The sequence below is a fragment of the Catellatospora chokoriensis genome (assembly GCF_011297315.1).
GTDB classification, from domain to species: Bacteria; Actinomycetota; Actinomycetes; order Mycobacteriales; family Micromonosporaceae; genus Catellatospora; species Catellatospora citrea.
This window is the reverse complement of record NZ_JAAOTI010000020.1, coordinates 22,736-36,131: the sequence shown is the minus strand read 5'-3', so window position 1 is coordinate 36,131 and position 13,396 is coordinate 22,736. Positions and strand designations below refer to the sequence as shown.

The following is a 13,396-nucleotide window of genomic DNA, read 5'->3' as shown; positions in this document are numbered from 1 at the left end:
TGCGGCGGCAGCGCCGTTCACGCGGCGAGCAGCATGCCGGTCAGCGCGGCGAGGGTGAGCGGCATGGCCAGGTGGTAGCCCTGCGCATAGGACACGCCCAGCCGGGCCAGGGCGGCGAACTGGTCGCCGGTCTCGACGCCTTCGGCGGTGACGTGCAGGCCGAGGCTCCGGGCCAGGTCCGCGAGCATCCGGACGATGGCGTGGTCACGCGGGTTGTGCAGCATGCCCGCCACGAACTCCTTGTCGATCTTGATGCCCTGGATGGCCAGGCGGGACAGGTAGCGCAGGTCGGTCGCGCCGGCGCCCATGTCGTCGAGGGCCACCCCGATGCCGCGCTCGATCAGTCTCTCCAGGCGCGGCCGGGCGTCGCTGAGCGTCTTGAGGTCGGCGCCCTCGGACAGTTCCAGCCGCAGCCGCCGCGCGGCCAGCCCGGTGCGGCGCAGGGCGGTGGTGACGAGTTCGGTGAAGTCGGTCGCCAGGGTCGGCACGGACAGGTTGACGTTGACGTGGGCGGGCACCGCCTCACCCAGCGCGGCGTCGAGTTCGACCATGTCGCGGCAGGCGCGATCCAGCACCCAGCGGTCGAGCAGCGGCAGGTGACCGCCGTGCTCGGCGGCGGGGAGGAACCGGTCGGGGCTGATCAGGCCCAGCGTCGGGTGCTGCCAGCGCACCAGGGCCTCGACCGCGACCACGGCGCGATCGGCGACCCGCACGATGGGCTGGTAGAGCAGCCGCAACTCGCCGTGGGCGACGGCCTGGGCGACGGTGCGGCCGGCCACGCGGGCCGGGTCGGCCGGTCCATCGCCGGCGGGCGGTCCCAGGGTGTAGGCATCGGCGGTGCTGGGGAAGGAGGTCATCGGGTCGTAGGTCATCACGTGCAGGCTCCTGTCGGGCAAACCCGGCGGGTTCCGCCGGACGTCCTCCTCGGCGAGGACATGCCCAACTATCGCGTCCCGGGCAGTGCGGTCGAGCCTGTGCCCAACCCCGGTCGGCAGGCACTGGTCGGTTTCCCGGGTACCCGGGCCCGCCCTGGTCGGAGGCGAGATTCAGGCCCTGGTGTCCGATTCCAGGGGCGACCAGTGACCCCGATCAGCCGGGTGGGCTGCCTTGAGAAGGCACCCACACCGTGTCGAGACCGGCGTCGATCGTCGCGTCGCGCAGCTCCCGGCGCGAGTTGATGGCCAGCTTGGTGTACACCTTGCGCAGGTGCCACTCGACCGTGCGAGGGCTGATGAACAGCTCGGCCCCGATCTCGGTGTTGGTGCGCCCGTCCCGGGCCAGTGACGCGATCAGCGCCTCCTGCGGCGTCAGGTCGAGCCCCGAATCCGCGGTCCGCTTGCGCACCGTCTCGCCCGTCGCCAGCAGTTCGTTGCGGGCGCGCTCGCCGAACGCCTCGGCGCCCATGAGGGTGAACATGTCGTGGGCGCGGCGCAGATGCTCACGGGCGTCCGCCCGGCGGTTCTCCCGGCGCAGCCATTCGCCGTACAGCAGATGCGCCCTGGCCAGGTGCGCGTTCATGTGGCAGTCCGTCAGCCGCTCGATCGCCTCCTGGTAGAGCTGCTCGGCCGCCTCGCCCTCGCTCAGCAGCGCTCGCGAACGGGCCTCGATGCCCAGCGCCCACTGCGTGCCGCTGGCCTGCGTCCGCTCGGTGAGCTCCGCCAGCGCCTGCGCCGCGATGCCCGGCTGCTCCGCCCGCGCGGCGGCCTCGACCAGTTCCGACAGCGTCCACGACCGGGCGACCAGATTGTCCCCGGCGGTCGCCCGCTGTGCGCTGGCCAGCGCGGAGGAGTAGCGGGCCAGCCCGTTGTCCAGCACCGCACCGGCGTACTCCGTCAGCACGACAGCGCTGCCCTCTCCCCGGGGGAACGCGTCCTGGATGCCGTCCTGGGTCAGTTTCGCGGTGCGGGCCTGGTCGCCCTGCCAAGCGGCCAGGATGGTCGGCGTGTAGGGCGGGGGCGCCACCCGGACGGCGGCGTCGAGCGAGGCGGCCTCCTCGACCAGCGCCGCCGCGGCCGCGAAGTCGCCCGCCTGGATGTAGTAGCTGCCGAGATAGTCCAGCGCCAGCGGCAGCAGGTTCAGCGTCCCCGCCGTACGGGCCGCCTTGACCTGGGTGTCGAGCAGGTTCAGGAAAGCCTCGTTCTCCCACATCTCCGCCGCGACCAGTGATGCGGTCAGGCAGACCCAGGTGAGGCCCCCGGTGCTGGCCCGGTAGGCCTCCAGCGCCCGCCGCAGGGTGGGCGCCGCCGCGGCGAATCCCTCGGTGAACTGTGCCGACAGCCCGTCGAGCAGGAGGTCTGCGGAACTCAGGGAGCCGGATCCGGCGGCCGCCGCGCGCGCGGCCTCGGCCACCGTACGCGCCCCGAACTCGGGTTCCAGCTGCCCGGCACCGGCGAAGATCGCCGCCATCAGGGCCTCCAGATAGGTCTCCCGGGCCAGCGGGAGGCTGAGCGGGGTCAGCCGCTCGGCGGCGTGCAGCAGCAGACCCGGCGCGTCACTGCCCCGGCTGAGGGCGAACGCCAACTGCGCGCGCAGGCGTTCCAGCCGCGCCTGCTGCATCCCGTCCAGGGGACTCATCTGTGCCGTCGAGAGCAGCTCGTAGGCCATGTCGAACGATCCGGCCGTGAACGCCGCCTGGGCGGCGGTCACCGCCCGCTCGCCCCGCAGGGTGAGGTCGGGCGTGAGCTCGGCGGCCCGCTGCAGGAACGCCGCGGCGGCGGCGGCGCCGCCACGGGCCTGCGCACGCACGGCTGAGCGCGCCAGGTCCTCGGCCACCGACTCGTCCGGGGCCGCCGTCGCGGCCGCGCGGTGCCAGGCGTGCCGGTCCGGGTCGACTTGCCGATCGGTGGCCTCGGCCAGCGCGAGGTGCACCCGTTGCCGCTCGTCCTGCGTCGCGGACCGGTAGACGGTGGAGCGCACGAGCGGGTGGGCGAAACGCACCCGGGTGCCCACCGTGAGCAACCCGGCCGCCTCCGCCGGCGCCGCCGCATCGGCGGTGAGGCCCAGGCCGGCTGCGGCACGCCAGAGCAGGGCCGGATCGCCCACCGGGTCGGCGGCGGCCACCAGCAGCAACTGCCTGGCCTGCGGGGGCAGTGCGCCGAGGCGGCGCAGGTAGCACCGCTCGATCCGGCTGGTCCGGCTGGTCGGCGACCGGCTCGTGGGCAAGCCGAATCCGCCGGCCAGTTCCGGCAGGGTGAGGTCGGTGGGCAGCACCAGCAGGGCCAGCGGGTTACCGCGGGACTCCTCGAGGATCCGCTCGCGGACGCGCTCGTCCAGCGGTCCGGGGATCGCCGACGCCAGCAGCGTGCGCGCGTCGCGGTCGTCGAGTCCCGTCAGCGTCAGTTCCGGCAGCCCGACCAGCTCACCGTCGTCGGGCTCGGGTTCGCCGCCGCTGGAACGCACCACGAACACCAGGGCGATCGGGTCGGCCACCAGCCGCCGCGCGACGAAGGCCAGGGCCTGCGCGGAGGCCCGGTCCAGCCACTGGAAGTCGTCGATGAGGCAGACGAGCGTCCGGGCGTCCGCCACTTCGGACAGCAGGGTCAGGGCCGCCAGCCCCACCAGGAAACGATCCGGGGCAGCCCCCTCGGCGAGCCCGAACGCGCTGCGCAGCGCGTCGCGCTGCGGTGGCGGCAAGTCGTCGATGTGGTCGAGCATCGACATGCAGAGCTGATGCAGGCCCGCGTAGGCGAGTTCCATCTCCGGCTGCACGCCTGATATCCGGATAACGCGACTGTTCGCGGCTTTATCGGCCATATAGTCCAGCAGCGCGGTCTTGCCCTCGCCGGGCTCACCGCGTAACACCAGGACCGCGTGCCTGCCCGCCTGGACATCTTCCAGCAGCCGGTCGAGCATGTCGCACTCGGCGCGCCGACCGTACAGCCCATGGACCGGTTTCATGCCGGACATCCCACCGTAGAATTTCGTCCGTTTTAAGGGTAATCCTCGCGAGTTCCGGCCGGGCCGAAACCGCGGTGCCGCGCGTGGCCCCCGCGCCTAGGATGGCCGCCGTGAACGCGCCGAACCTGCCCTTCCGCTGGGATGTGGTCACCCCTGACCAGATCGGCCGACTGCTCGACGGGGTCGAGCCGCCGCCGCTGTGGTATGCCGACGAGCTGCTCGCCTGCACGGGCCGGGTCATCGCCCGCGGCGGCGACGCCGACCTGGTCTTCGTCGGCCGGTCCCTGGACTCGATGTACGACCTGCTGGGCGGAGCGCTGGCGGGCACCTCGTGGCGGGACCGCACGCATCGGCTGCCGCTGTCGTTCAACGTCGGCGGCCGGTGGGACGGGCGCCGGTTCCGGTCGAGGAGGATCAGCGGACCGGAACTGGCGCAAGCCCGCCTGATCCTCGACCAGCTCGGCCTCAGCCCGTACGCGCTCGCCCGGCGTGCCCGCCCGGTGGCCTTCGTCGACGTCGTCCACGGCGGGGACACCTTCGGCAAGTTGTACGCGCTGCTGCGGTCGTGGATCGAGCGCGAGCGGGAACCGTGGGGGGTGATCCGGCAGAAGCTGCGGTTCGTCGGCGTCACCTCGCGCCGTGCCACCAGCCCGAAGACCTGGCGCTGGCAGCAGCACGCCGACTGGACCCGCGAGCTGCCCGCGCGATCGGTGCGCAACGTGTCGCTCGACGGGTGGGTGTGGTCCTACCTCGGCGACAGCCAGGTCAAGCTGACCCGGACGTTTCCGCCGCGGCACTGGTTGGCGGAGATGCCCGGCCCGCAGCGGGACGAGCAGACCCGCCTCGCCCTGGCCGAGGCGTTCGCGCTGGTCGCGCTAGGTCGTTCAGGGCCGGCGCGGCGGGCGCTGGTCCGTGCGATGTCCGGTGAGCCCGCGCTGGCTGAGCCGTGGTCGCGCGCTCTCATCGGACAACTGTCCGCCGGCTCGGGATAGGACGAACCGGCAGTCTTCGCGGCCCGACAGCGTTGTCTACGGCCGAATGTCGGGTTGCCGTCTACCCAGTGCAGCGACAGAATCACCAGGAGTCGCAGCTGGGAGATCTCTGGGCATGACACCACATTGGACGCATACACCGGCAGGTCGGGTCACCCGCCTGCGGGGCGCGTCCACCGAGGTGATCGAGCTCGCGCTGAGCCCGCTGCCCGCGGACGCGCCAGCGGTGGTGACCTTCCGCCCCCCGCTCGCGGCGACCTCCGCCGAGGTCGTCGCCTGCGCGCTGGACGAGCTGGAGGCGGCCGCGCTGCGGCTGTTCCCGGCCTGGCTGCCCGCGGCCGAGCACCTGGAAGGGCCGGGCGGGGCGGGCGTGCCCGCCGTGCGCGCCCTGGCGCTGGAGCTGTCCGCCGCCACCCGCCACTTCGGCCCGTTCCTCGCCGACCTCGCCGAGCAGGCACTGCGCGACCGGCAGCCGGTGGGTGGCGGAGCACGCCGGCGGCCGATCGCGGTTCGCTTCGCCCCCGAGGTGCGCGCGGCCGGGCTGGCCCGGGTCGTCGCCGAGAGCTACCGGCGGGCGGGCGTGGCGCTGCTGGTGGACGTGCCCCACAGGCTGGAGCCGGGGCGGCAGCGGGCGCTGGCCGCCGCGGGGGAGTGGCTGGCCGCGCATGGCGGCTTCACGGTGTGGCTGGCCGGAGCCGACCTGCCCGCGGCGGGACGCGTCACGGCGTACCAGGTGCGGCTGCCCGAGCATGTCGCGGCACTGGTCGCCACGTCGGGCGACGCCCCGGCAGGCGACGGCCCGGCCGCCGGGCCCGCCCCGGCGACGCTGACCTATCCACCGGTCGAGGGCCGCCCGCGTGCGGACAGCGCCGCCGAGACCGCGCTGGAGGCGGCGCTGGTGCAGGCGGCCTGGGCCGCGGGGCGAGTCTGGAACCGCCGGTACGCGGCCCGCCCGCACTACATCATCGACCTGGTCTGGTCCGACGAGCGGTGCGCGGTCGAGATCGACGGCGACGACCACCGCGGGCCCCACAAGTTCGCCCACGACCGCCGCCGCGACGTGCTCCTGCAGCTCGACGGCTTCGCCGTGCTGCGCTTCACCAACCACCAGGTCCTCACCGAACTCGGCCAGGTGCTGGCACACCTGGAGCAGTACCTCCGATCCCGACGCACCGACGCGCACAAGGAGAAGAAATGACCAAGCTCAAGCCCTCGGAGAAGGCGTGCCTGCTGCTGCTCATGTCGGAGGCCCGTGAGGTCTCCAACACCGAGCTGCGCGAGCGCTACGACGGCTTCTCCATCCAGGGTGCGGACAGCCGCGCCCTGGTCGACAACGGGTTCGCCACCAAGCGCAAGGGCGCCAAGGGCGCGCTGGTGCACGAGCTGACCGACGAGGGCTGGGCGCAGTGCAAGCGGGAGCTGGACGCGGAGTTCGTCAAGGGCGCGGGCCCGGCCTACCCGGCGCTGCACGCGCTGCTCGGCGCGATCGACCGCTACCTGCGCCGGGCCGAGCTGAGCCTGCCAGACCTGTTCACCGCGAGCACCCCACCGCCCGCCCCGCAGCCGGTGGTCAAGATCAAGCCGGTGGTCAAGCGCGGGCTGGAGAAGCGCGTGCGCACCGCGTACGACAAGCTCGCCGACACGCCGCAGGCCTGGGTCAGCCTCACCGACCTGCGCCGGGAGCTGACCGGGGCGTCGGCCGCGGAGGTCGACGCGGCGCTGATGAAGATGGCGGTGGCGCGCACCATCGTGCTGGTGCCCGAGGACAACCAGAAGACCCTGACCGACGAGGACCGCGCCGCCGCGATCCACATCGGTGGTGAGGACAAGCACCTGCTGTCGATCGAGGCCGAGTGAATCCCGACGAGCGCCGGGCGCTGTCGAACCTGCGCTTCGACGTCGCCCCGGTGCCCGACGACGTCTGGCGCGGCTCGCCCTTCCACGTCGAGGCCCTGCACGACGACGTGGTGCGGCACATCCTGCACGGCCTCGACGACGCCCGGCGCAGCCCCGACGGCAGCCCGATCGGCATCGCCATGCAGGGGCAGCCGGGGTCGGGCAAGACGCACCTGCTGGGCTGGGTCCGCGAGCAGACCCAGCGCGGCGGCGGCTACTTCTTCCTGGTCGGGCTGCTGGACGGGGCGGCGTTCTGGTCCAGCGCCACCCTGGCCGTGGTCAACGGCCTGCAGCGCGACCATCTGGGGCAGGGCAGCCAGCTGTCGGTGTTCCTGGACCGGCTGTGCGCCGCGGCCGAGGTGCCCGAGGCGGCCGCGGCGGCGGTCACCGGCCGTGCCCGGCTGACCCGGGCGCACCTCGACGAGTTCGCCGCCGCGCTGCGGCGCTTCGACGGCCCCGTCGGCATGGCCTGCCACCACACCGCGCGGGCGCTCGCACTGCTCGGAGCGGCCGACGACCCGGCCGCGCAGGACGTCGGCTACACGTACCTGCAGTCGATGCAGGAGATGGAGCCGGGGGAGCGGCAGCAGTGGGGCATCCACCCGGTGCAGAAGCCGCCGCAGCTGGTCATGCAGGAGATGTCGCAGCTGCTGGCGCTGACCGGTCCGACGGTGGTGGCCATCGACCAGATCGACACGCTGGTCGCCCAGCTGTGGAACACCACCGCGGGCAAGGAGACGGGCGAGGAGAGCGCCGAGCAGACGCAGCTGATCAACCAGATCGCGGACGGGCTGATGGCCCTGCGGCAGAGCACCCGGCGCACGCTGACCGTGCTGGCCTGCCTGCCGTCGACGTGGACGCTGATCCGGACCCGGGCCACCAAGTCGGTCGCCGACCGGTTCCGCGAGCCGGTCACGCTGAAAGGCATCGCCAGCGCCGACATCGCCCGCGACATCGTCGCCAAGCGTTTCGCCGTGCGCTTCGCCGAGCACGACTTCGTGCCGCCGTACGCGACGTGGCCGGTGCGGGAGGCGGCGTTCGCCGAGGCGACGGTGTTCACCCCGCGGCTGCTCATCAACCGGATCAACGACCACGTGCAGGCCTGCCTGCGCGAGGGCGCGGTGCGCGAGCTGGCCGGCTTCGCCGCTCCCGAGAATCAGGTCCCGGTGCCGGTCGTCGACGAGGTGCTGGACGACAAGCTGGACCGGCGCCTGGCGGAGCTGCGCGAGTCCGCCGACGTCGCCGCGGCGCTGGCCGGTGCCACCGAGGACGGCGAGATGCCCGCGCTGCTCACCGCCGGGCTGTCGGCGTGGATCGAGGAGCTGGGCGAGGCCGGGCGGGCATTCCGGGTCGACCCGCCGCAGGGCGGCAAGGTGCCGCTGCACGCCCGGCTGCGCCGCAGCCTGGACGAGGCCACCGAGGACGAGCAGCACTGGTCGTTCCGGGCGATCGCGCACACCAACGCGATCGCCGCGCTGTCGCGCCTGCATGCGGCCCGTACCAGCGCGGGCCTGAGCCGGGGCATCGGCAAGCGCAAGCTGTTCCTGCTGCGCAACGCCGACTGGAACAAGGGCGCCAAGACGCAGGAGGCGCTGAAGGCGTTCGCGCTGGACGGCGGCACCCGCCTCAGCATCGGCGAGGACGATCTGCGCACCTTCGCCGCACTGCGGCAGCTGCTGGCCGAGCGGGACTCCGGGCTGGCCGCCTGGCTGGCCGCCCGCCGCCCGGCTGGCCGCACGATGCTGCTGCGCACCGTGCTCGGCGAGATCGCGGCCGAGATCGCGGCTGCCGGGGAGACCACCGAACGCCGCCGGGAGCGTGCGGTCCACCTGACGCCTGTGCGCGAAGCTGACGACGTGCCGGTCGAGCGGGATGCCGCGGCGCGGCCGGGGGCTGCTGGTCCGGCGCACACGATCACCCTGGGCAGCGGGTTCGACGACGGGGAGCCGGTCCGGCTGGACCTGGAGTCGCTGCGCAAGCACACGGCGATCTTCGCCGGTTCCGGGTCCGGCAAGACCGTGCTGATCCGGCGGCTGATCGAGGAGTGCGCGCTGGCCGGCGTGTCCACGATCGTGCTGGATCCCAACAACGACCTGGCCCGGCTCGGCGACGGCTGGCCCGAGCCGCCCGCGGGCTGGTCGGACGGCGACGCGGCGCGTTCGGCGGAGTATCTGGCGCACACCGACGTGGTGGTGTGGACGCCGCGGCGGGAGTCGGGGCGGCCGCTGAGCTTCCAGCCGCTGCCGGAGTTCGCGACCATCCGCGACGACGCCGACGAGTTCGGCGCCGCCATCGACGCCGCGGTGGCCAGCCTCGCGCCGCGGGCGAAGGTGGACGGCGGCACGGCCAGGGCGCTGCGCGGGCAGGCGGTGCTCAACGAGGCGCTGCGGCACTTCGCCCGCAGCGGCGGCGAGGGCATCCGGGCCTTCGTCGGGGTGCTCAGCGCGCTGCCGGACGGGGTCAGCCAGCTGGAGGACGCCGAGAAGATCGCATTCGAGCTGTCGCAGAACCTGACCGCGGCGATGGTGACCGACGCGCTGTTCGGCGGCGGCGGCGCGCCGGCCGACCCGGGTCTGCTGCTGACGCCCGCGCCCGGCAAGCGCGCCCGGGTGTCGGTGATCAGCCTGGTCGGGCTGCCGTCGGAGCCGCAGCGGCAGAGTTTCGTCAACCAGCTCCAGCTGGCGCTGTTCGCCTGGATCAAGAAGAACCCGGCGGGCGACCGGCCGCTGGGCGGGCTGCTGGTGATGGACGAGGCGCAGACCTTCGCCCCGTCCGGGCCGCTGACCGCGTGTACGCAGAGCACGCTGGCGCTGGCGTCGCAGGCGCGCAAGTACGGCCTGGGCCTGGTCTTCGCCACGCAGGCGCCCAAGGGCCTGCACAACCGGATCTCAGGCAACGCCGCGACGCAGTTCTTCGGGCTGCTCAACGCCCCGGCGCAGATCGAGGCGGCGCGGGAGATGGCGCGGGCCAAGGGCGCGGACGTGCCGGACATCTCGCGGCTGGGCACCGGCGAGTTCTACGCCTCGGGGGAGGGTTTCGCCTTCCGCAAGATGCGCGGCTCGCTGTGCCTGAGCCACCACCCGAAGAGCCCGCTGACGACGGAGGAGGTCGTCGAGCGCGCCCGGCGATAGGCGATCGTCAGTGTGACGGGCCGTCCCGGCCGACTGGCGGGGCGGCCCTTCGCTGTGCCACTATGGGCAACAGTTCTAGAACAGTTGGAGGAACTGTGGGTGCCATCACCGCCGCGGGCCTGCCCGCGCTGCTGCCCGCCGCAGGGCTGATGCACGACCCGGGCGCCACCGGCCGGTTCGGCGACTACGGGGGGCGCTACGTGCCCGAAGCGCTCATCCCGGCCTGCGCCGAGGTCGAGGAGGCCTTCCGTGCCGCCTGGGCCGACGCCGCCTTCCGGCGCGACCTCGACCGCCTGCTGGCCGTGTACGCCGGGCGGCCGACCGCACTCACCCCGGCCCTGAACCTCTCCGCCGAGCTGGGGATCACCGTGCTGCTCAAGCGCGAGGACCTGGCGCACACGGGCAGCCACAAGATCAACAATGTGCTCGGCCAGGCGCTGCTGGCGCGCCGGATGGGCCGCACCCGGCTGCTCGCCGAGACCGGCGCGGGCCAGCACGGCGTGGCCACCGCCACCGCCGCCGCGCTGCTCGGCCTGTCGGCGACCGTGTTCATGGGGAGCAAGGACATGGCCCGCCAGGCGCTCAACGTGCATCGGATGCGCCTGCTCGGGGCGGAGGTGGTCGAGGTCAACAGCGGCAGCCGCACCCTCAAGGACGCCACCAGCGAGGCGATGCGGCACTGGGTGACCTGCGTCGACGAGGCCTACTACTGCCTCGGCTCGGTGATGGGCCCGCACCCCTACCCGTGGATGGTGCGCGAGTTCCAGCGGGTCATCGGCGAGGAGGCCCGCGCCCAGTGCGCCGCCGAGCTGCCCGCGGCGATCCCCGACTACGTCGTCGCCTGCATCGGCGGCGGCTCCAACGCCGCGGGCACCTTCGCCGGGTTCGCGGGCACCGCCGCGAAGCTGGTCGGCGTCGAGGCCGCGGGCGGCGCGGCCATCTCGGGCGGCAAGGTCGCGGTCATGCACGGACACCGGTCGTACGCGATCCAGGACGAGCACGGCCAGATCCTGGAGGCCGAGTCGGTCGCCGCGGGGCTGGACTACCCGGGCATCGGCCCCGAGCACGCCCACCTGCACGAGCTCGGCCGGGCCCGCTACGTCACCGTCACCGACGCCGAGGTGATCGACGCGGTGCGGCGGCTGGCCCGCAGCGAGGGCATCCTGCCCGCGCTGGAGTCGGCGCACGCGATCGCCTGGGTGGCGCGCGCCGCCCGCGACGGCGAACTGCCGCCGGGCGCGACCGTGCTGATCACCCTGTCCGGCCGCGGCGACAAGGACACGACGACCTTGATGGAGATCCCGTGAACGCCACCACCGCCACCGGCGTGGCCGTCGGCCCGCGCCTGCGCGAACGCCGCGACGCCGGCCGCAAACTGCTCGTGCCCTACGTGACCGGCGGCGTCAGCGCCGACTGGACCGACTACCTCCGGGCGTACGCCGATGCCGGCGCCGACGCCGTCGAGATCGGACTGCCGTTCTCCGAGCCGATGATCGACGGCCCGACCGTGCAGGAGGCCAGCGAGCGGGCACTGCACCGGGGTGTGACGGTCCGCGGCGTCCTCGCCGACCTGTGCGCGGCGCGGGTCGACGTGCCGCTCATCGTGATGACCTACTACCACCTGGTGGCGCGCGAGGGCCACGCCGAGTTCTGCGCGGCGTTGGCCGAGGCGGGCGTGCGTGGGCTCATCGTGCCCGACCTGCCCCTGGAGGAGCTGGCCGAGCTGGAGCAGGCCACCGCCGCGGCGGACGTCGACCTGATCCTGGTCGCCGCGCCCAGCGGCGCGCCCTCCCGGCTGCGGGAGATCGCGGCACGCAGCCGTGGCTTCGTCTACGCGATGACCGCCATGGTCACCACCGGGGAACGGGCCGAGCTGCCCGCGTCGGCCGCCGAGTTCGCCGCCCGGCTCAAGGCGCACGCGGATCTGCCGGTGCTGCTCGGTTTCGGCATCTCGACGCCCGAGCACGCGGTGGCCGGAGCGAGGGCGGCCGACGGTGTCGTGGTCGCCTCGGCGCTGATGCGCGGGCTGCTCGACGGCGCCACCCCGGCGGAGTCCGGTGCGCAGGTCCGCGCGCTGCGCGCGGCGTTGGACGAGGTCTACGGCTGACGCTTCCACGAATGGGCCCGCGCGTCGCGCTGGACCGGCCCGCAGGTGACGCTGCGGCGGACGGGCCCGCGCCGTCGCGCCGTCGCGACTGACCCGGCCCATGGGCAACCTGGCGGCGGCGGGATCGCCGATACTGGAGCGATCCCGCCGCCGACCGACAGGAGCCACCGCATGGCCGGGCCCCGCTACCGGGTCATCGCCGCCGACCTCGCCGAGCGCATCCGCACCGGGGAGTACCCGCCGGGCACCGCGCTGCCCGCGCAGCGCGAGCTGAGCGCCCGGTACGACGTGGCGCTGGCGACGGCCCGGCAGGCGCTGCAGGCCCTGGTCGACGACGGGCTGATCGTGGTCGAGGCGGGCCGGGGCACCTTCGTCGCGCCCGCGCGGCCCGCGTACCGGCTGGACACGCTGCGCAGCTTCGTCGACGACCTGCGCGACCAGGGGCACCAGGTGACCACCGAGGTCGTGTCGAGCTCGCTGCGGGCCATGCCCGCCTGGGTCGGGCAGCTGTGGGGCGAGCGCGACGGCACGGCCAAGGCGCTGCGGCTGGAACGCCTGCGGCTGCTCGACGGCGTGCCCGCGATCCACCAGGTGTCCTGGGTGGACCAGCCGTACGCGCAGCTGGTGCGCGGCGTCGACTTCACCGCCACGGCGCTGTACGCGGCGCTCGCCGACGCCGGCATGGACATCGCCTCGGCCTCCGAGCGCATCGCCGCCGCCACGCTCGGCGAGGCGGGCGCGGCCCTGCTGCACCAGAGCGCGGACAGCCCGGTGCTGGTCAGCGACCGGGTGACCCGCACCCGCGACGGCGCGGTCGGGGTGGTCGACCGGGCCGTGCTCGCAGGCGGGCTGATGCAGGTGAGGGCCGAACGCACCGTCAACCAGGTGTCGGTGCAGTGGGGCGCGCCGCCGCGCTGACGGCGCGCCGCAGAGTGGACGTCACGACGGCGCTCGGGGCTGCCGTGGCAGGGGGCGCGGCCGCAGCGCCGTGCGTCGGGCGCTACGACTGCGCGGCCAGCTCGCGCTCGTAGTAGCGGATCTTCTCGCGCAGGTGCCCGTACTGCCGTTCCAGCAGCGCCATCTGCTCCTCGACCGCCTCGGCGTGGGCCCGCAGCAGCTCGACGCGGTCGGCGACGGTCTGGTCCCCGGTGCGGGCCAGTTCCGCGAAGCGGCACATCTGGTTGATCGGCATGCCGGTGTCGCGCAGGCAGCGCAGCAGCCCGAGCCAGCCCAGGTCGTCATCGGAGAAGACCCGCTGCCCGCCGGGCGTGCGGTCGACCTCGCTGAGCAGGCCGATGCGCTCGTAATAACGCAGCGTGTCCAGGCTGAAGCCGCTGCGCCGGGACGTCTCGGAAGGGGTGTAGGCGCTCATT

At 73.8% G+C, this 13,396-nt stretch carries 10 protein-coding genes; 7 read left to right on the top strand and 3 right to left on the bottom strand.

The annotated features are described in order from the left end of the window. Positions 1-17: 17 nt before the first annotated feature. Together HAV39_RS27005 and HAV39_RS27000 are read right to left on the bottom strand one after the other, a co-directional pair. A complete protein-coding gene (locus HAV39_RS27005) occupies positions 18-872 on the bottom strand; it encodes an EAL domain-containing protein (RefSeq protein WP_191841979.1) in 855 nt (284 codons plus the stop codon). Positions 873-1,089: 217 nt separating this feature from the next. After that, positions 1,090-3,897, bottom strand: a complete 2,808-nt coding sequence (locus HAV39_RS27000; protein WP_191841977.1) for an ATP-binding protein — start codon at positions 3,895-3,897, stop codon at positions 1,090-1,092. Between the two features lie 110 nt (positions 3,898-4,007). On the opposite strand from HAV39_RS27000, the gene HAV39_RS42885 reads away from it, so the two are divergent. From HAV39_RS42885 to HAV39_RS26965, 7 genes are all read left to right on the top strand, one after another. Next, the gene (locus HAV39_RS42885; protein WP_239120812.1) at positions 4,008-4,889 is read left to right on the top strand and encodes a hypothetical protein; all 882 of its coding nucleotides are present in this window, start codon (positions 4,008-4,010) and stop codon (positions 4,887-4,889) included. A gap of 181 nt (positions 4,890-5,070) precedes the next feature. Then, complete coding sequence (locus HAV39_RS26990; protein ID WP_191841976.1) at positions 5,071-6,087, top strand: endonuclease domain-containing protein; 1,017 nt, start codon at positions 5,071-5,073, stop codon at positions 6,085-6,087. Then, a complete protein-coding gene (locus tag HAV39_RS26985; RefSeq protein WP_191841974.1) occupies positions 6,084-6,746 on the top strand; it encodes a hypothetical protein in 663 nt (220 codons plus the stop codon). Before HAV39_RS26990 ends, HAV39_RS26985 begins: the two co-directional genes overlap by 4 nt. Beyond that, positions 6,743-9,916: an ATP-binding protein gene (locus HAV39_RS26980; RefSeq protein WP_191841972.1), complete on the top strand. Its 3,174-nt coding sequence runs from the start codon at positions 6,743-6,745 to the stop codon at positions 9,914-9,916. Before HAV39_RS26985 ends, HAV39_RS26980 begins: the two co-directional genes overlap by 4 nt. Positions 9,917-10,065: 149 nt before the next feature. Next, on the top strand, positions 10,066-11,223 hold the full coding sequence (trpB, locus tag HAV39_RS26975) for a tryptophan synthase subunit beta (RefSeq protein WP_191842119.1): 1,158 nt from the start codon (positions 10,066-10,068) through the stop codon (positions 11,221-11,223). After that, entirely contained in the window at positions 11,220-12,023 is an 804-nt protein-coding gene (trpA, locus tag HAV39_RS26970) for a tryptophan synthase subunit alpha (RefSeq protein ID WP_308440905.1), read from the top strand. Before trpB ends, trpA begins: the two co-directional genes overlap by 4 nt. A gap of 171 nt (positions 12,024-12,194) precedes the next feature. Next, entirely contained in the window at positions 12,195-12,941 is a 747-nt protein-coding gene (locus HAV39_RS26965; protein WP_191841970.1) for a GntR family transcriptional regulator, read from the top strand. 82 nt (positions 12,942-13,023) lie between these two features. Here HAV39_RS26965 and HAV39_RS26960 read toward each other — a convergent pair whose 3' ends face one another. Continuing rightward, on the bottom strand, positions 13,024-13,395 hold the full coding sequence (locus HAV39_RS26960; RefSeq protein ID WP_120319881.1) for a MerR family transcriptional regulator: 372 nt from the start codon (positions 13,393-13,395) through the stop codon (positions 13,024-13,026). Between the last annotated feature and the right edge of the window lies 1 nt (position 13,396).